Source organism: Oricola thermophila (assembly GCF_013358405.1).
Classification (GTDB): domain Bacteria; phylum Pseudomonadota; class Alphaproteobacteria; order Rhizobiales; family Rhizobiaceae; genus Oricola; species Oricola thermophila.
The window spans coordinates 2702245-2719464 of the sequence record NZ_CP054836.1; the positions used below are offsets into that span (position 1 = coordinate 2702245).

Genomic DNA, 17220 nt, shown 5'->3' on the forward strand with positions numbered 1-17220 from the left:
GGAGACGGAGTTCTTCGATGAAACACATTCTTTACGCGATGACCGCGGTCTTTCTTCTGGGCGCAGCCGGTTGCGCCACCGACCGCTACCCGGTCTCGGGAGAAAAATGCGGCGATTGCGACCCGGTCCGGGGCATGTGCGCGCCGGAGTGCCCGCCGGTCTCCAGCAGCTAGCCGAAGGACAGGCAGGCCAGGCGCCGATCACACCGGCGCCCCGCCCTGCCCCCGCTGCCGTTACAGGCGCACGCCCGCCCGCCATCGGGACGGATCGACGAACCCGTTCTGCCACAGGCCGAGACGTCCCGCCTCGGCCTCCAGTTCGTCCATGACATAGTCCAAGGTGCCGACCGACCTGTCCGGCAGCGCCCAGCCAAGGGCAATCAGACGCGAGGCTATGTCGCGACCGGCGAAATCGAAACAGCGCACGCTTTGCCACTCGCCGTCATCCCGACCGACGAGATCGCAGGTCAGGATGCCGTCTATCATCCGCGCCAGCGCATCGCGGGATTGCTCGCCGCACGCATACGGCTCGCCGCCAACGCCCTTGCATTCCTGGTCGACCCGTGGCGCGATGACGGCGTGCAGGCGATATTTCGCGCCGGACCCGTCAATGAAGCTGCGGCCGTCAATGGCCTCCGGATGGGACAGGAGCACGTAATCCCTGTCGCCGGCTACCGCCCCGCCTGCCAGAACGGTTGCGGCCAGGACGGCGCCAGTGATCGCCAATGCGGTTCGTCTCTTCACGTCGACTGCCTCCTCGCCCGTTGCCGCGGGGATGCCCGAAACGAACATCCCGTCGGCGCAACTTGCTGCCTGCCGGGTGCGGACATTCGGCACTTCAGGCTCGTGGCATCGTTCCTGCAGGATGCCGGAACAGGCCGGGCCTCGGCGCGAATATTCATGAGCCGGCTACATAAAGCCTAGCAGAGGATTTCCGGGCTTTCCACAGTCCGTCCGGCCATTGTCCACGCGCCGGCAAGGCGGCGCGCCATCGCCGATGCGGACCGGCGACCGGGAACTTTCCCGATTTATCCTTTGTGGACAGTCATTTGCGGGCACACATCCGCGCCCGGCCGCGCGGAAACGGATCGCATCGGATGCGATCGCTTTTCATCCCGGCAACCACGTGACCGAAAGATGACAACGGGATGACTGCCCGGAGTCGCCGAATCACCGGGCGAAAACGGGCAAGAAAAATCCCGGGACGCAAATGCGCCCCGGGATGCTGTTTCGGAAAAGCCGCGAAGGCGATCAGCGCACGTTGACCGTCTTCCAGGCTCCGTCCTCGATGGCCATTTCCTTGTAGGAACCGAGGGCCTCGCCGACATCATTGAACTCGACGCCGGTCGCGCCCTGGTAGTCGATGTCGGTGCCGGCAGCGACCAGTTCGAGCGCCTTGGCGAGTTCGCCCGGACCAATCGGCTCGCCCGGCGCGTTGGCGATTTCCATGATGTTGTCGGCGATCACGCCGCGATCGGCCTTGCCGGCCTTCTGCATGGCGAGGATCATCAGCGCGGCGGCGTCGTAGCTCTCGCCCTGGTAGGGGCCGGTGCCGGTGACGCCCGCGGCCGCGGCCATCTCGGCATATTTGGCGGCCGCATCCGACTCGGAGCCCGGCGCGGTGCCGATCACCGTGGCGGCGTCGAGGCCGGAGACGTCGAGCAGCGAGTCGCCGATCATGCCGTCGCCGAGCAGGAATGTATCGAACGCGCCGGTGTCGATGGCGTTCTGCATGATGCCGCGACCACCCTGGTCGACATAGCCGAGCACGGCCAGCGCGTCACCGCCGGCGGAAGCCAGCGCGCCGACCTCGGCGGAGTAGTCGCCCTTGCCGTCCTCGTGGGAGGCATTGATGGTGACCGTGCCGCCGCGCGCCTCGAAGGCGGCAGCGAAGGCGTCCGCAAGGCCCTTGCCGTAGTCGTTGTTGGTGTAGGTGACGGCGATCGACTGGATGCCCTGCTCCATCGCGACATCGGCGAGAACCTCGCCCTGGCGGGCATCGGACGGCGCGGTGCGGAAGAACAGGCCGTTGTCATCGATCGTCGACAAGGCGGGCGAGGTCGCGGACGGCGAGATCATGACGACGCCGTTCGGGATCGCGACATTGTTGGCGACGGCAGTGGTCACGCCGGAGCAGTCGGCGCCCATGATGGAAACGACGTTTTCCGAGGTGATCAGGCGCTCGGCGGCGGCCGATGCCGCGGCAGCATCAACGCAGGTGGAGTCGGCGCGAACGGGGACGACCGTCTCGCCGCCCAGGAACTTGCCGGACTCCGAAGCCTCCTTCATTGCCAGCTCGGCACCGGCAGCCATGTCCGGCGTCAGCGATTCAATCGGGCCGGTGAACCCGAGAATCACGCCCATCTTCACTTCGGCCTGTGCCGCGACAGAAAGCGCGAGAACGCTCGCGGCCGCAAGAAGTGCTTTTTTCATAATCCAGTTTCTCCCTTTTGTGTGGCAATTCCCGGCCCGCACACGGTAATCCGCGCCCGCCGCCAGAAAAAGCTGAAGGGATTTTAAAGCCTACTCCGAAGCCGCGCGCAAGCGGTTTGGAACGGCAGGGACCTGCGAAGGAATGCGCGAGCCTGCCCGAGTCGCCCCCCCGGCGGCGGCCGCAGTCACTCGGCGTCGAAACTGAAGTCGGGCAGCGATTTCAGCGCCTGACCGAGCGCCTCGCCCCAGCCGGTCGAGATGTTCCGGTAGTAGGGATCGTCGACCGGAATGCGGCGCGACGGTCCGAGACGATAGGAATCCGTCTCGTAGACCTGAACGTCGAGCGGCAGGCCGACCGAGAGATTGGCCTTGATGGTGGAATCGAAGGAAACGAGCATCAGCTTCACCGCGTCCTCGAAGCCCATGGCCGGATCGTAGGCCCGCACAAGTATGGGGCGTCCGTACTTGGTCTCGCCGATCTGGAAGAACGGCGTGTCGCCATTGGCCTCGATGAAGTTGCCTTCCGGGTAGATCATGAACAGGCGCGGCTCGCTGCCGCGGATCTGCCCGCCGAGAATCATGGTCGCGTTGAAGGAGGAATCGGCGGTCTGGCCGGTCATGGCATTGGAGCGGATCACCTCGCGCAGCGTCTCGCCGACCTCGCGTGCCGCCTGGAACATGGACGGCGTCTCCAGGATCGAGGGATTGCGCTCGTGCGGCGCCTTGGAACGCTCGTCGAGCAGGCTGACGACCGCCTGCGTGGTCGCGAGATTGCCCGCCGTCATCAGCATCAGCACGCGCTCGCCGGGGGTCTCCCAGGTGAACATCTTGCGAAACACGGACACGTTGTCGACACCGGCATTGGTGCGGGTGTCGGACATGAAAACGATGCCCCTGTCCAGGCGCAGTCCTATGCAATAGGTCATTCAGGTGTTTCCCGCCGTTGTCCCAACGGAATCTATTGCTGCACCTGCAAGGTTACAAGCATGCGCTCGGGACTTTCGCCAAGCCGCAGGCCGGAAATCGGCGCGGCCTCGGTGTAGTCGAGGCCCGTGGCGACGCGGACATAGCGTTCGTCGGGGGAGATGCCGTTGGAAACGTCGAAGCCGATCCAGCCGATGCCGTCGACATGGGCCTCCGCCCAAGCATGGCTGGCGTCCTGCTCCACCCGGTCGTCCATCATCAGGTAGCCGCTCACATAGCGCGCCGGAATGCCCAGGGCGCGGGCGGCCGCGACAAAGACATGGGCATGGTCCTGGCAAACGCCGCGGCCGTGGTCGATCGCCTCCTCTGCCGTGGTCGCGGAATGGGTGTAGCCGGTCTCCCACAAGACCGTTTCGCCGATCAGCCGCGACAGGGCGTGCAGCTTCTCGAGATCGCCCGAATGATCGCCCGCAGCCTGCCGGGCCAGCTTGCGGACATTGTTTCCCGCGCGCGTCAGCGGGGTGGAGCGGAGGAAAAGCCATAGCGGCGCATAGCCGCCATGGGCGCCGACGACGCCCGAATTGTCCGCCGTCTCGACGATGCCCTCGCAGCGTATGCTTATCTCCGTGCGGCCGTCGCCGAAGGAGACCAGCGCCACGCGGTTGTTGTGGTGGTCGTCATATTCCAGTTCCTCCCGCCCGCCATCGACATGGATGTCCCAGGAGACGACGGCCTGGCCGGCGCGCGATTTCGGCGTCAGCCGCAACTGCTGCAATGCATACTGGACCGGATGATCGTACCGGTATTGCGTCGTGTGCGCGATGGTCAGCCGCATAGCCCGTCCCCGCCTATTCGTAAAACCGGTAGTCGCGCTCGATCTGGAGACCCAGCGCATTGTTGTCGCGAATGAATTCCTTGAGGAACTCGTGCAATCCCTGGTCGAAGATGGCGTCCACGCTGTTCTCTCGCAGCCGCCGGAAAATGCCGTCCGCCGCCTCGTGGCAGGGATGGCGCTCGCCATAGTCCTCGGCAAGATAGCCCAGATTGTCGGTGATCTTGGTATAGCAAAAGACGAGCGACCGGGGCAGACGCCGATCGAGAATGAGAAACTCGGCAATGCCGCGCGGATTGACGTCGCCCTGGTTCAGCCAGCGATAGGCACGCTGGGCGGAAACCGAGCGCAGGATCGTCTCCCACTGCACGTTGTCGAGCGAGGAGCCGACATACATCACCGAGGGCAGCAGGACGTAATATTTCACGTCGAGGATGCGGGCGGTGTTGTCCGCACGCTCGAGGAAAGTGCCAATACGGGCGAAATCGTAGATCTCGTTGCGCAGCATGGTGCCGTGCAGGGCCGCGCGTACCAGCGCGCTCTGCTGGCGGATGAGCGCCAGCTTCTCCGGCAGGTCGCGCTCGCGCACCGGGCGCGCCAACGCGTCGCGGAGCGTCAGCCAACACTCGTTGGTCGCCTCCCAGACCTCCCGTGTCAGCGCTGTGCGGACGACGCGGGCATTGTTTCGCGCCGCCGCGACGACGGAAAGGACGCTGGAGGAATTGGTCCTGTCACGCAGCAGAAAATCGATCACGGACAGCGCGTCGGCCGTATCGTGGCTGGCGTAGAACGCATCATTTACGCCCGCGGTCTGGATCACCGAGCGCCATTCGTCACCGTCGGCGGAACGGGTCAGCGCCATGCGGAATCCCGCCTCGACCAGACGCGCGGTGTTTTCCGACCGCTCGAGGTAACGGAACATCCAGAACAGGCCACCTGCGGTTTTTCCCAGCATCCGGCCTACTCCTCCAGAACCCAGGTATCCTTGGTGCCGCCACCCTGACTGGAATTGACGACAAGGGATCCCTGTTTCAGCGCGACGCGGGTCAGCCCGCCGGGGGTGATGTCGATGCCGTTCGGCGAGACCAGAACGAAGGGACGCAGGTCGACATGGCGCGGCGCAAGCCCCTTCTTCGTCAGGATCGGCACGGTGGACAGCGAAAGCGTCGGCTGGGCGATGTAATTCGCGGGCCGGGACTTCAGCTTGGCGCGGAACCGCGCGATCTCCCGCTTCGACGCGGCGGGGCCGACCAGCATGCCGTAGCCGCCCGAGCCGTGGACCTCCTTGACGACCAGCTCGTCGAGGTGTTCGAGCACATAAGCAAGCGAATCCGGCTCCGAGCAACGCCAGGTGGGAACGTTCTGCAGGATCGCGGTCTCGCCGGTATAGAACTCGACTATGTCCGGCATGTAGGAATAGATCGCCTTGTCGTCGGCGATGCCGGTGCCCGGCGCATTGGCGATGGTGATGCCGCCGGCACGGTAGACGTCCATGATGCCGGGCACGCCGAGCGTCGACTGCGGGTTGAAGTTCAGCGGGTCGAGATAGTCGTCGTCGACACGGCGATAGATCACGTCGATCGGCGTGTAGCCGCGGGTGGTGCGCATCGCTATGCGGCCGTCGACGACCCGCAGGTCATGTCCCTCGACCAGCTCGGCGCCCATCTGGTCAGCCAGGAAGGCATGCTCGAAATAGGCGGAGTTGTGGATGCCCGGTGTCAGCACAACGACGACCGGCCGGCCGTCGCAGGCCCGTGGCGCACAGGCGCCTAGCGACCGACGCAAGTTCTTCGGATAGTCGCTGACCGGCCGGACGCGAACCTTCGCGAACAGCTCCGGGAACATCTGCAGCATGGTTTCCCGGTTCTCCAGCATGTAGGAGACGCCGGAAGGCGTGCGGGCATTGTCCTCCAGCACGTAGAACTGGTCCTGGCCCGTGCGCACGATGTCGGTGCCGACAATGTGGGTATAGACGTTGCCCGGCGGGGCAAGGCCGATCATCTGGGGCAGGAAGGCATCGTTGTTGGCGATCAGCTCGACCGGGATGCGGCCGGCACGCAGTATCTCCTGGCGATGGTAGATGTCATGGAGAAAGGCATTGATGGCCCGCACCCTCTGCTCGATGCCGCGCGACAGGCGCGCCCATTCTCGCCCCGATATGATGCGCGGCACGACGTCGAAGGGTATCAGCCGCTCGGCCGCCTCCTCCTTGCCGTAGACGTTGAAGGTAATGCCGGTGCGGCGGAAGAACGTCTCCGCCTCCCTGGACTTGCCGGCGAGCCGCGCCAGGTCCTCCGTCTCGAACCAGTCGCAATAGTCGCCATAGGGCAGACGCGGCCGGCCATCGTCGTCAAACATCTCGTCGAAGTGGCCAGTCGTCCGATCCATTCGGACAACACTATGCCATTCTCGGCTTTGCGCAAGTATCGCGCTGCGCCCGGGAAAATCAAAAGCGCAAAATTACTGCGCAAATAACGGGCAATTCGCGCGTTTTACAGGCAACCTGCGGGAAAATCGCCAGCGGAAAGAAGAGAACAGGCCGGTACGCTCAGCCGGCGCGGCAGGCACGGCAAAGACCGCGGATCTCCACCGTGGTCTTGTGCGGCAGGAACCCGGCCTCGACGGTCAGCGCCTTCAGCGAGTCGACCAGCGCCTTGTCGGTGATCTCGGAGACGCCGCCGCATTTCTCGCAGATGGTGAAGGCCACCGTGGCATGGTCATCGCATTCAGGATGGCGGCAGGCAATGAAAGCGTTGAGGCTCTCGAGCCGGTGCACCATGCCCAGGTCGAGCAACTTCTCCAGTGCACGGTAGACCTGAAGCGGCGCGCGCAACCCCTCGCCGCTCAGCCGGTCGAGGATGTTGTAGGCCGTCAGCGGCGCATCGGCATCCTCGAGCGTGTCGTAAACGAGAGCCTGGTTGCGCGTCAGGCCCGGCCGTTCGGCATGTTCACTGGCTGCTTCCATCTGTTCCTCCGGCGTTTCGGGATCGTCGCAATTGCAACAGGCTCAGGATGAAAAATGCAAGCGCCGCCACCACGATGCTCGGCCCGGAGGGGGTGTCCCATTTCAGCGAGGAAAACAGGCCCGCAAGGATCGCCAACACGCCGGCAAGCGCAGCGAGGACGGCCATCGCCTCCGGCCCGGTGGCAAAGCGGCGCGCGGTGGCGGCGGGAATGATCAGCAGCGCCGTGATCAGCAGAACGCCTACGATCTTCATGGCAATGGCGACGACGACGGCAAGCAGCAGCATGAACACGAAATTCACGCGGTCCGGCCCCATGCCCTCGGCGGCAGCCAGTTCGGGATTCACGGTGGCGGCGAAGAGAGGCTTCCAGATCAGCGCCAGCACCGCCAGCACGCCCGCGCCGCCGGCATAGATCACCGCGATGTCGGTTTTCGACACCGCGAGGATGTCGCCGAAAAGCAGGCCCATCAGGTCTATGCGCACCCAGGTCATGAAGGCGAGCGCGACGAGACCGAGCGCCAGCGCGGAATGCGACAGCAGGCCGAGCAGGGCGTCGGCGGAGAGGCCGGCACGGCGCTGCAGCCACAGGAGCGCAACGGCGATCACCACGGAAACCGAGAAAACCGCCAGCGTGATGTCGATCTCGAGCAGGAAGGCAAGGGCGACCCCCAACAGCGCGGCGTGCGACAGCGTGTCGCCGAAATAGGCCAGCCGGCGCCAGACGATGAAACAGCCGAGCGGCCCGGTGACGAGGGCGACACCGATTCCGGCAACGATCGCCCGGACGAAGAAATCATTGAGCATCGGCATCTCCCTGCGAGGCCACGTCCGCGCGTTCCTCTTCGTGATGATGGCCGTCCTCGGGATGGCAGTGTTCCGTCACAGTACCGTCGGCATGGCGCACGCGCCCATCCGGCAGGTGGGTGTGATCGTGGTGATGCCTGTAGACGGCCAGCTGCGCTGCGCCGCGCGTGCCGAACAGCTGCCTGTATTCCGGACTTTCGGCGACGGCCTGCGGAGTGCCGTGGCAGCAGACATGACCGTTCAGGCAGATAACCCGGTCGGTCGCCGCCATCACGACATGCAGGTCGTGCGAGATCAGCAGAACGCCGCAGTCGTGGCGGTCGCGGATCTGGGCGATCAGCTCGTAGAGTGCGAGCTCCCCGCTGAAGTCGACACCCTGGACCGGCTCGTCGAGGACGAGGAGGTCGGGACGGCGCGCGATGGCTCGGGCAAGCAGGACGCGCTGGAATTCGCCGCCCGACAGGTTGCGCACCTCGGCATGCGCGCGGTGCGCGATGCCGGTCTCGGCCAGCGCGGCATCCTTTTCATCGCGGGAAAGCCGATTGGTCAGCGTCATGAAACGGTCGACGGTGAGCGGCAGGGTCCAGTCGACGGCGACCTTCTGGGGCACGTAACCGACACGCAGGCCCGGCGCGCGGGTCGCCCTGCCCTCGCTCGGCGCGACGACACCAAGCGCCACGCGCGCGGTCGTCGACTTGCCGGAACCGTTCGGGCCGATCAGCGTGACGATCTCGCCGCGGCGGACCTCCAGATCGATATTGCGCACCAGCCATCGGCCGCCGCGCTCGACGCCGGCACCCTCGAGGCACACAAGCGGTTGCGATGATTGCAGCACGTTCGTTCCCTTTTTCGGTCAAGGCGTTTGGCCCGGCTTGACGATCACGTCAATCTCAGGCTATCCGACAAGGCCCTGTAATGATATAACATCACGCAACAGTCAACATTATCCGACAGGATCGAACGATGAAATTCCGTCAGCCCCTCTTGCTTGCCACCGTCGCCCTTCCCGCGCTGACCGCCGCCGCCCAGGCAGACGTGAAGGTGATCGCCTCGATAAAGCCCGTGCACTCCCTGGTCGCGGCCATCATGCAGGGCGCCGGCGAGCCGGCCCTGATCATCGAGGGCGCATCCTCGCCCCATACCTACAGCCTGAAGCCGTCGCAGGCGGCAGCGCTCCAGGACGCCGATATCGTGTTCTGGATCGGCGAACAAATGGAAGCATTCCTGGAAAAGCCGATCAACTCCATTGCCTCGGAAACGAAATCCGTAGCGCTGGCCCATGCGCACGGGCTGGAGACGCTGCCCTTCCGCGAGGGCGGCGCGTTCGAAAAGCACACGCATGACGATCATGACGATGACCACGATCATGAGGACGAGCATGCCGAAGCGGATCATGATCACGCGGAAGACCATGATCATGATGACGGACATGATCACGGGGATGAGCATGAACACGAGGAAGACCACGCCGAGGACGAGCATGCCCATGAGCATGACCACGACCATGGCGAAGTCGACATGCATGTCTGGCTCGACCCCGTGAACGCAAAGGCGATGGCGCACGAGATCGCCGAAACGCTGGCCGAGGCCGATCCCGACAATGCCGAACTGTACGAGAAGAACGCAGCGGCGCTCTCTGAGAGGGTCGACGCGCTGACGACCGAGCTGCAAGCCGAACTCGAGCCGCTGCACGATACCGGCTACATCGTCTTCCACGATGCCTACCAGTATTTCGAGAACCGCTTCGGCCTCAAGCCTGCCGGCTCCATCACGGTGACGCCGGATGTCATGCCGGGCGCGGACCGGCTGAGGGAAATCCAGGGAAAGGTTCGCGAACTGGACGCGACCTGCGTCTTCGCCGAGCCCCAGTTCGAGCCCAAGCTGGTATCGGTCGTGACCGAGGGAACCGAGGCGCGGTCCGGCGTTCTCGACCCGCTTGGCGCAGAACTGACGCCCGGACCGGACCTCTATTTCGACGTGATGCGCGGCATGGCGGACGCGTTCACGTCCTGCCTTTCCGGGGACAGCTGAGGCAACGCCGGGCCGAGCGACACAGCGGGGACGCCGTCACACGGCGTCCTGCTGCAGCCTGCGGGCGAGACCGGCGGCGCATTTGAGCAGCGCATCGATCATCGGCGTGCGCGGCTCGCGCTCCGCCGCGACCGCGCCGATCATCTGGCTCGCGTCGGGCTCGACCAGCGGAATGGAGCGGATCGCGCCGGCCGGCTCGAAGATCGACACGACCTTCTCCGGCAGGATGCCGCAGCAGGTTCCCATCAGCACATGCGAGACGATGGCGATCATGGAATCGGATTCCAGCATCGGCTTCGCTTCCGCACCGGCCTGGGCGAGATAGCCGTCGATGATGCGACGGTTCTGCATCGCCGGCGTCAGCAGGCACAGCGGCCGGTCCGCCACCTCGGCCCAGGTCACCGCCGCGCGGCCGGCGAAAAGTTCGGGATCGGCGGTGACGAAGACGTAGCGCTCCGAGTAGAGCGGCACCGCCGCGACCCGCCCCAGCGGCTCGTTGGCCATGTATGTTATGCCGACGTCTATCTCGAGATTGTCGATGAGATCGAGGATCTCCATCGAGGTGCGCGACAGGACGACGAAGGTGACGTTGGGGTGGCGCGCCTGGAATTCCGACGTCAGCTCGCGCACCATCGGCAACGCCGTCGGAATGGCCGCGATGCGGACCTGGCCGGAAAGACCCTCCCTGGCGGTGCGGACCTCCATGCGCATGGAGCGCACGTCGCCGACGATACGGCGCGCCCATTCGAGCACCATCTCGCCCTCGGCGGTCAGGCCCTGGAAGCGCGAGCCGCGCTGCACCAGCATGACACCGAGCTGATCCTCGAGCTGCTTGATCGAGGCCGACAGCGTCGGCTGGGATATGTTGCAGGCCTCCGCCGCCTTGCCGAAATGCTTCTCGCGGGCAAGGACAAGGAAGTGCTCCAGCTTGTCGATCATGGCCTCGCCGGCCCGCAGGCGGCCGGTCCCGTATCATTCATCGCGTTTCACCCGGACATGCGCCGATGACGGCTATTTAGAGCGTTTCGGGCGGCGAGGGAAATCGCGCGCTCCGCCATCCGCCGCCGCATTCGGAACAGGCGAACGGCCCCGGGGCCACGGCCCCGGGGCGCGACGGCTCACTCGGCGGCCGCCGTGGCTCTCGATTCCATGTGGTGCTTCTCGTGGACCGGACGCACCAGCATGTTGGCGACCAGCGCGATCGCCAGCAGCGCGGCCATCGCGTACATGGTCGTGTTGTAGAGGCTCGAGGTCGGATCGACCGTGCCGGCGGGCGCGATCTCCATCAGGCGCGCGATGGTGACCGTCTTGGCGGCAACAAGCTGGTCGAGCTGATCGAGACCCGCGCCGAACTTCTGCTCGAAGGCGGCCGGATCGACCTTCGACGCAAGATCACGGATCGAGCTGCCGATCGATGCCTCGCGCAGGCGCGTGATGGCCAGCGGACCCAGCACGCCGGCAGTCGACCATGCGGTCAGGAGCCGCCCGTGGATGCCACCGACATACTTGGTGCCGAAGATGTCCGCCAGATAGGCCGGGATGGTCGCGAAACCGCCGCCATACATGGTGAAGATGATCATGGTGGCGGCATAGAACATCACCAGCCAGGTGACGACCGGATTGACCGAGACCTGCTGCGCGGCAAACGGAATCGACAGGTACAGGACGATGCCGAGAACGAAGAAGATGTAGTAGGTGTTCTTGCGGCCGATGAAGTCAGACGCGGATGCCCAGAAGAACCGGCCGACCATGTTGAAGACCGAGATCATGAACACGTAGGTCGCGGCGAAGGCCGAGTTGACGATCGCCGGCAGCGTGGTGCCGAAGATCTCCGTCATCATCGTCTTGGCGACCCCGATCACGCCGATGCCGGCGGTCACGTTGAAGCACAGCACGATCCACAGAAGGTAGAACTGCGGCGTCTTCAGCGCCTGGTCGATGTGGACGTTGTTCCGCGTGATCATCTTGCGCGAAGCGGCGTCTTCCGTCGGCGGCGTCCAGCCCGCCGGAGTCCAGCCTTCGCGCGGCACGCGATAGGAGAAGGCAGCGATCATCATCACGATGAAATAGCCCACGCCGAGCGTGAAGAAGGTCATCGCGGCGCCGGTGTTGCCGGTGCCGGCAACATAGACGCCCTCCTGCAGCGGCACGGGCGCGGCGGCGACCTGCTGGGCCGTGGCGACAACCACCTCGACAAGCTGCCCGTTGACCTCGGCCATGCGCCTGCCGCCCTCGGTCACCAGTTTCACGGCGCCCTCGGCACCCAGATATTCCGGCGCCTTGTAGAAGATGCCGAGCAGGGTCTCCTTGATCGGCGTCGCGATCATCGCGCCGCCGCCGAAGCCCATGATGGCCATGCCCGTCGCCATGCCCCGCCGGTCGGGGAACCACCTGATGAGGGTGGAGACGGGCGAAACGTAGCCGAGGCCGAGACCGCAGCCCCCGATCACGCCGTAGCCGAGATAGACCAGCCACAGCTGGTGCAAGACGATGCCCAGGCCGCCGATGATGAAGCCGCCACCCCAGCAGAACGCGGCAACCACGCCGACCATGCGCGGGCCGACCTCCTCGAGCCACTTGCCCGCGAATGCCGCGGAAAGGCCGAGAAAGACGATGGCGACCGAGAAGATCCAGACCACGGACTGGAGGCTCCAGTCCCCGGACGAGGACGCCACGACGCCGAACTCGCGGGTCAGGGGCGGGTTGAAGATGCTCCATGCATAGACCGAGCCGATGCACAGATGAATGGCGATGGATGCCGGCGGAACCTTCCACCGGTTGAAATCGTCGGATGCGACGATGTGCTCCTTTTTCAGGCGATCGAACATTCGCTTCCCTCCCGAGCAACGCTGCGGCGTTGCGGTTGCAATCGGCGGGCGCCGAATGACGCACAGCCGGCCGGGTGCACCTCCACGCGCCCGGCACGAATGCGTTGCAACCGCCGTGCCAGAGAACGGCAAGACGGGAACAGCCCGGAATGTGCGGGAATTTGCGAAGCCCGGCCGCAATGCGACCGCAGCACAGGTGGGACATTCTGTCCGGGCAGGGACAGAATGTCCCACCGGCAGGATCAGTCGCGCGGCGCCTGCGGCAGCCAGATCGTGAAGGTCGTGCCCTCGTTCGCGGCGGTCTCGACGGCGATGGTGCCGTGGTTGCGCTGGACCAGCATCTGCGTGATCGAGAGGCCGAGACCCGTGCCCTCGGAGCGCTTGGTGGTGAAGAACGGATCGAAGATGCGCTCGACTATGTCCGGCGGAATGCCGGTGCCGGTGTCGCTGACCGAAACGGCGACGCCGGGTTTGCCTTCCGACTCGGCATCGCGCGCGGCGATCGTCAACCTGCCACCCCCGGGCATGGCGTGGATCGCGTTGACGATCAGGTTGATCAGTATCTGCTGCAGTTCGGTCCGGTTGGCGAGCACCACGCTTTCGGTGTCGTCCTCCCGCACCAGCTCGATCTCGTGCTTCTTCAGCATGTGGCGGACGAGCGGCAGGCAGTCGGAGATCACCGCCTGCGGCCGCTCGCGATCGATGAAGCCGGCATAATCCTCCGGCCGCGCGAACTGCAGCAGCTTGGTGACGATCTGGTTCATCCGGTCGGCCTGCTCGTCGATAAGGCGGAACTCCGTCTCCGCATCCTTCGCCCTGTCGCCCACGATGTTGCGCAGCACTTCAAGATTACCCTGGATGACGGCGATCGGATTGTTGATCTCGTGGGCGATGCCGGCGGTGATCTCGCCGATGGCTGCGAGCTTCTCCGACATGACGAGCTGCTTCGTCGCCGCCTCGAGCTGGCGGTTGGCCTCGCGCAGTTCCGCGGTACGCCGGTCGACGCGGGCGTTGAGTTCCTCGTTCCATTCACGCAACTGCCGGTCCCGTTCCTGGATACGGTCCAGCAGGTCGTCGAGATGGAAGGCGACACGGGAAATCTCGTCCTTGCCGTCGCGAATCTGCGTGCGCGCGCCGAGATCGCCGCCCTCTACGCGGGCTATGGTGGCGTTCATGCGCTCGAGCGGCATGAATATGCCACGCGCCCAACGCAGGAAGATCGGCACGCTGAGCGCCACCGCAAGGACGAATGTCGCAAGCACGGTGAACAGCGTGATCTGCTTGTCGCGCACGAATGGCGTCTCGAGGAAGCCGACATAGAGCATGCCGACGCGCTCGCCGGCGCTGTCAACGATCGGTTCGTAGGCGGAAATGTACCAGTCGTTGACGACGAAGGCGCGTGCGAGCCAGACATTGCCCTTTTCCAGAACCGTCTCGCGCACTGCCGCCGAGACGCGGGTGCCGAGCGCGCGCCGGCCCTCGAACAGGCGGACATTCGTCGAGATGCGCACATCGTCGAGAAACAGCGTCGCCGTGCCCTGGCTTCCGGCCGGCAGGCTCGCCTCGCGATAGACAAGATCGTTGATGGTGTCGATGAACTCGAGATTGCGGTTCAGCAGGATTCCGCCCGCCAGCACGCCGCGCCCGCCGTCCGGCAGTTCCACCGGCGTCGCGGAATGGACGACCATGCCGCGCGTCTCGCGATCGCGGTCGGTGGGCACCGCGTTCCGCGTCGGGATCAGGTCGATGGTGGCGCGCTCGGCAAGGGCCGGGGAAATGGTGGCAAGCTCGTCGGCGGAAAAGATGTCGACAGCCGTATGCGCCGCGCCGCCCAGGGCGGCGGCCACGACCGGACGGCCGGTATCGATCGGCCCCGAAACGGAGGCAGGCGTGGCCGCCAGCGGCGCGCCGCCCGCATCGGCGAGCACGAGGAAATCCAGCCCCATGCGCTCCCGGCTGCGCTCGAGCAGTTCTTCCAGTCCCGCCTGGCCACCCTCCCGGAGCGTGTCGCGGAACCGGGCCGAGGCCACCAGCGCGTCGACCTGCTCGCCCGTGTTCTCGAGAATCCGGGCGAAATACTGGTGCGCGATGGTCAGGTCGCCATTGACCTTCGAGGCCAGCACGGAATCGAACTTGGCATTCCAGCGCAACATGGTCACGCCAAGCAGCAGCGGCAGGATCACCAGCATCGGCAGCAGCGCAATGGCCAGCAGACGATAGCGCACGGATACGGCCCTGCCGGCCCCTGCCCCCGCCATGACCGGTCAGGCGCCCCAGGCCGCGAGCTTGCGGTCTATCGTCTTGCGGGAGATGCCGAGGCGGCGGGCGGCCTCGGAGCGATTGCCCCCGACCTCGTCGAGGACCGAGAGGATATGGCGCCGCTCGACATCCTGAAGCGTTTCGGTGCGGCCGGCGCCCGCCGACCCGCCGAGATCGGCGGGAAAGCGCCCGAGGATCAGCGAACGCTCGATCAGGTTGCGCAATTCGCGCACGTTGCCCGGCCAGTCGTAGGCACGGAAGGCGTCCGCGACGGCGGAGGTGATCTCGAGACGCGCCATGCCGAGTTGCGCCGACAGCTTCGCCATGAACAGTTCGGCCAGCTCGATGACGTCGTCGCCGCGCTCGCGCAGCGGCGGCATGGCGAGGTGCAGCACATTGATCCGGTAGAACAGGTCGGAACGGAAGCGCCCCTCCTCGACCGCCTCTTCCAGGTCCGCATTGGTGGCGCAGATGAAGCGAAGGTCGACCGGCACCTCGCGCTCCGACCCCACCGGCCGGACGCGGCGGTCCTCGATGGCGCGCAGCAGCTTGCTCTGGGTCTGCAGCGGCAATTCCGCGATCTCGTCCAGGAACAACGTGCCGCCGGTGGCGTGCATGAACAGGCCGTCGCGGGCCGAATCGGCGCCGGTGAAGGCGCCCCGGACATGGCCGAACAGCTCCGCCTCGATCATGTCGGTCGGGATGGCCGCGCAGTTGACCGGGACGAAGGGCTTGTTGGCACGGTCGGACAGGGCGTGGATGGAACGCGCGGTAACCTCCTTGCCGGTGCCCGACTCGCCGGTGATCAGCACCGAGGTCGGCAGCGGCGCGACACGGGCGATCATCTCTCGGATCTCGTCGATCTGCGGCGAATGGCCGATCAGCCTGTCGCGCAGCAACAGGTGGTCGGAAGCCGCGTGCAGTTCGTGGCGCAGGACGTAGTTCTCGCGCTGCAGGCGGCGCTGTTCGAGGCAGCGCGCCACGGCGTTGAGAATCTGGTTGGAACGGAAGGGCTTGAGGACGAAATCCGTCGCGCCGGCGCGCAGCGCCTGGATCGCGGTATCGAGATCCGCGAAGGCCGTCATCAGGATGGCATCGGAATAGAAGCCGACCTCGCGCTGCTCTGCCAACCAGTCGACGCCGTTCCGGCCCGGCATGATGTTGTCGAGGATGACGACGTCGTAGTAGCGGGCATCGAGCTTCTCCGACGCCTCGCGCACATCCTTCGCCTCGTCCACGCATGCGCAGCGCGGTCCCAGCGTGCGCAACAGGAAATTGCGCATGCCCGGTTCGTCGTCGACTACGAGGATCGAGGCCCTGGCAAGCCATGGCCCGAATTCCGGTTCGGCGAAATCCTCCTCCTCGCCGATCCGAGAAACATGCCCCATCTCGTTCCTCCCGCGGAGCCGTTGAGGACGTCCAATCTTTATCGCATGGCCGCGGCAATGCAAAAGGCGATCGACAAAAGACAGAGAGAATGAAGGGGAAAGCCGGTGGTGCCCGGGGGCGGATTTGAACCACCGACACGCGGATTTTCAATCCGCTGCTCTACCCCTGAGCTACCCGGGCAAACACTTCACACCGTTTCGTGAAGGTACCTTCCAAGGCGTCGCCGCCGGAAAGTGCGCGGGTTATAGCATGTGATTTGCCGCTGGCAAGCGTCAATTTCCCGTTTTTCCCAACAGGGAGAGCCCCTCGCGTCAGGTGCGGTCGGGCAGGGGTTCCCGCGGCTCGGGCGCTTCCGGCGCGCTCCTTTCGTCCTCGAACTCCTCGACAATGCCGAGAAAGCGGCGGAAGAACTTCTCCATGTTGTCGAGGCCCTGCTCGAATTCCTCGTCGCTCGGCACGGCCAGGGTGCGCCCGACGCGATCCTCCAGCCGGGAGACGCGCTCCTCCAGCCGGTCGAGCGCGTCCTGGAAGGCGGCGCGCTCGTCGGCGGCGAGCTTGCAGACGAGCTGGCCGCCCTTTTCCGTGCAGATCGACATTTCGCCGGTGGCGGTGTCCATGCGCACGTAACCCTCGTCCGTCTTCTCCATGACATAGCGGCCCGCGTCGGCGGCGGCCGCCGGGCCGGCACCAAGGGCGGCCGCCACGAGCGCGGCGGCGAATTTGCGGCTGACAAGTCTCATCGGGGCAACCCCTCT

At 65.4% G+C, this 17220-nt stretch carries 16 protein-coding genes and 1 tRNA gene; 2 read left to right on the forward strand and 15 right to left on the reverse strand.

All coding sequences use genetic code 11. The annotated features are described in order from the left end of the window. The first annotated feature begins 17 nt into the window (after positions 1-17). A complete protein-coding gene (locus HTY61_RS13005) occupies positions 18-173 on the forward strand; it encodes a hypothetical protein (protein ID WP_175277202.1) in 156 nt (51 codons plus the stop codon). Positions 174-233: 60 nt separating this feature from the next. Here HTY61_RS13005 and HTY61_RS13010 read toward each other — a convergent pair whose 3' ends face one another. From HTY61_RS13010 to znuC, 9 genes are all read right to left on the reverse strand, one after another. Further along, positions 234-743, reverse strand: coding sequence for a thermonuclease family protein (locus HTY61_RS13010; protein WP_175277203.1), 510 nt, complete (start codon positions 741-743; stop codon positions 234-236). Positions 744-1250: 507 nt separating this feature from the next. Further along, positions 1251-2432, reverse strand: a complete 1182-nt coding sequence (locus HTY61_RS13015) for an ABC transporter substrate-binding protein (RefSeq protein WP_175277204.1) — start codon at positions 2430-2432, stop codon at positions 1251-1253. A 185-nt stretch (positions 2433-2617) separates the two neighbouring features. Continuing rightward, entirely contained in the window at positions 2618-3358 is a 741-nt protein-coding gene (locus HTY61_RS13020; RefSeq protein ID WP_175277205.1) for a proteasome-type protease, read from the reverse strand. 32 nt (positions 3359-3390) lie between these two features. Further along, positions 3391-4191, reverse strand: coding sequence for a transglutaminase family protein (locus HTY61_RS13025; RefSeq protein WP_175277206.1), 801 nt, complete (start codon positions 4189-4191; stop codon positions 3391-3393). A gap of 13 nt (positions 4192-4204) precedes the next feature. Next, on the reverse strand, positions 4205-5143 hold the full coding sequence (locus tag HTY61_RS13030; RefSeq protein ID WP_175277207.1) for an alpha-E domain-containing protein: 939 nt from the start codon (positions 5141-5143) through the stop codon (positions 4205-4207). Between the two features lie 5 nt (positions 5144-5148). After that, the gene (locus HTY61_RS13035) at positions 5149-6576 is read right to left on the reverse strand and encodes a circularly permuted type 2 ATP-grasp protein (protein WP_175277208.1); all 1428 of its coding nucleotides are present in this window, start codon (positions 6574-6576) and stop codon (positions 5149-5151) included. Positions 6577-6736: 160 nt separating this feature from the next. Beyond that, complete coding sequence (locus HTY61_RS13040) at positions 6737-7153, reverse strand: Fur family transcriptional regulator (protein WP_175277209.1); 417 nt, start codon at positions 7151-7153, stop codon at positions 6737-6739. Next, on the reverse strand, positions 7137-7958 hold the full coding sequence (locus HTY61_RS13045) for a metal ABC transporter permease (RefSeq protein ID WP_175277210.1): 822 nt from the start codon (positions 7956-7958) through the stop codon (positions 7137-7139). The genes HTY61_RS13040 and HTY61_RS13045 overlap by 17 nt, the downstream gene beginning before the upstream one ends. Further along, positions 7948-8793: a zinc ABC transporter ATP-binding protein ZnuC gene (gene znuC, locus HTY61_RS13050; RefSeq protein ID WP_175277211.1), complete on the reverse strand. Its 846-nt coding sequence runs from the start codon at positions 8791-8793 to the stop codon at positions 7948-7950. Before znuC ends, HTY61_RS13045 begins: the two co-directional genes overlap by 11 nt. Before the next feature lie 128 nt (positions 8794-8921). Between znuC and HTY61_RS13055 the strand changes: the two genes are divergently transcribed. Next, entirely contained in the window at positions 8922-9989 is a 1068-nt protein-coding gene (locus HTY61_RS13055) for a zinc ABC transporter substrate-binding protein (protein WP_175277212.1), read from the forward strand. Positions 9990-10025: 36 nt separating this feature from the next. On the opposite strand, the gene HTY61_RS13060 is transcribed toward HTY61_RS13055, so the two are convergent. The 6 genes from HTY61_RS13060 to HTY61_RS13085 form a co-directional block, all read right to left on the reverse strand. After that, on the reverse strand, positions 10026-10928 hold the full coding sequence (locus HTY61_RS13060) for a LysR family transcriptional regulator (protein ID WP_175277213.1): 903 nt from the start codon (positions 10926-10928) through the stop codon (positions 10026-10028). A 179-nt stretch (positions 10929-11107) separates the two neighbouring features. Further along, positions 11108-12817, reverse strand: coding sequence for an OFA family MFS transporter (locus HTY61_RS13065; protein ID WP_175277214.1), 1710 nt, complete (start codon positions 12815-12817; stop codon positions 11108-11110). 242 nt (positions 12818-13059) lie between these two features. Continuing rightward, positions 13060-15075, reverse strand: coding sequence for a sensor histidine kinase (locus HTY61_RS13070; protein WP_175277215.1), 2016 nt, complete (start codon positions 15073-15075; stop codon positions 13060-13062). A gap of 6 nt (positions 15076-15081) precedes the next feature. Continuing rightward, on the reverse strand, positions 15082-16464 hold the full coding sequence (locus HTY61_RS13075) for a sigma-54-dependent transcriptional regulator (RefSeq protein WP_175277216.1): 1383 nt from the start codon (positions 16462-16464) through the stop codon (positions 15082-15084). A 106-nt stretch (positions 16465-16570) separates the two neighbouring features. After that, a tRNA-Phe gene (locus HTY61_RS13080) sits at positions 16571-16645 on the reverse strand. 131 nt (positions 16646-16776) lie between these two features. Continuing rightward, positions 16777-17205 (reverse strand): hypothetical protein, encoded by a 429-nt coding sequence (locus tag HTY61_RS13085; protein WP_175277217.1) that lies wholly within the window; start codon positions 17203-17205, stop codon positions 16777-16779. Positions 17206-17220 lie beyond the last annotated feature (15 nt).

What these genes read in the sequence shown, in the direction of transcription:
- HTY61_RS13005 (WP_175277202.1), top strand. Translation starts at nt 18, where the DNA reads ATGAAACACATTCTTTACGCGATGACCGCGGTCTTTCTTCTGGGCGCA.
- HTY61_RS13015 (WP_175277204.1), bottom strand. Translation starts at nt 2,432, where the DNA reads ATGAAAAAAGCACTTCTTGCGGCCGCGAGCGTTCTCGCGCTTTCTGTC.
- HTY61_RS13020 (WP_175277205.1), bottom strand. Translation starts at nt 3,358, where the DNA reads ATGACCTATTGCATAGGACTGCGCCTGGACAGGGGCATCGTTTTCATG.
- HTY61_RS13025 (WP_175277206.1), bottom strand. Translation starts at nt 4,191, where the DNA reads ATGCGGCTGACCATCGCGCACACGACGCAATACCGGTACGATCATCCG.
- HTY61_RS13030 (WP_175277207.1), bottom strand. Translation starts at nt 5,143, where the DNA reads ATGCTGGGAAAAACCGCAGGTGGCCTGTTCTGGATGTTCCGTTACCTC.
- HTY61_RS13035 (WP_175277208.1), bottom strand. Translation starts at nt 6,576, where the DNA reads ATGGATCGGACGACTGGCCACTTCGACGAGATGTTTGACGACGATGGC.
- HTY61_RS13040 (WP_175277209.1), bottom strand. Translation starts at nt 7,153, where the DNA reads ATGGAAGCAGCCAGTGAACATGCCGAACGGCCGGGCCTGACGCGCAAC.
- HTY61_RS13045 (WP_175277210.1), bottom strand. Translation starts at nt 7,958, where the DNA reads ATGCTCAATGATTTCTTCGTCCGGGCGATCGTTGCCGGAATCGGTGTC.
- HTY61_RS13055 (WP_175277212.1), top strand. Translation starts at nt 8,922, where the DNA reads ATGAAATTCCGTCAGCCCCTCTTGCTTGCCACCGTCGCCCTTCCCGCG.
- HTY61_RS13060 (WP_175277213.1), bottom strand. Translation starts at nt 10,928, where the DNA reads ATGATCGACAAGCTGGAGCACTTCCTTGTCCTTGCCCGCGAGAAGCAT.
- HTY61_RS13065 (WP_175277214.1), bottom strand. Translation starts at nt 12,817, where the DNA reads ATGTTCGATCGCCTGAAAAAGGAGCACATCGTCGCATCCGACGATTTC.
- HTY61_RS13070 (WP_175277215.1), bottom strand. Translation starts at nt 15,075, where the DNA reads ATGGCGGGGGCAGGGGCCGGCAGGGCCGTATCCGTGCGCTATCGTCTG.
- HTY61_RS13075 (WP_175277216.1), bottom strand. Translation starts at nt 16,464, where the DNA reads ATGGGGCATGTTTCTCGGATCGGCGAGGAGGAGGATTTCGCCGAACCG.
- HTY61_RS13085 (WP_175277217.1), bottom strand. Translation starts at nt 17,205, where the DNA reads ATGAGACTTGTCAGCCGCAAATTCGCCGCCGCGCTCGTGGCGGCCGCC.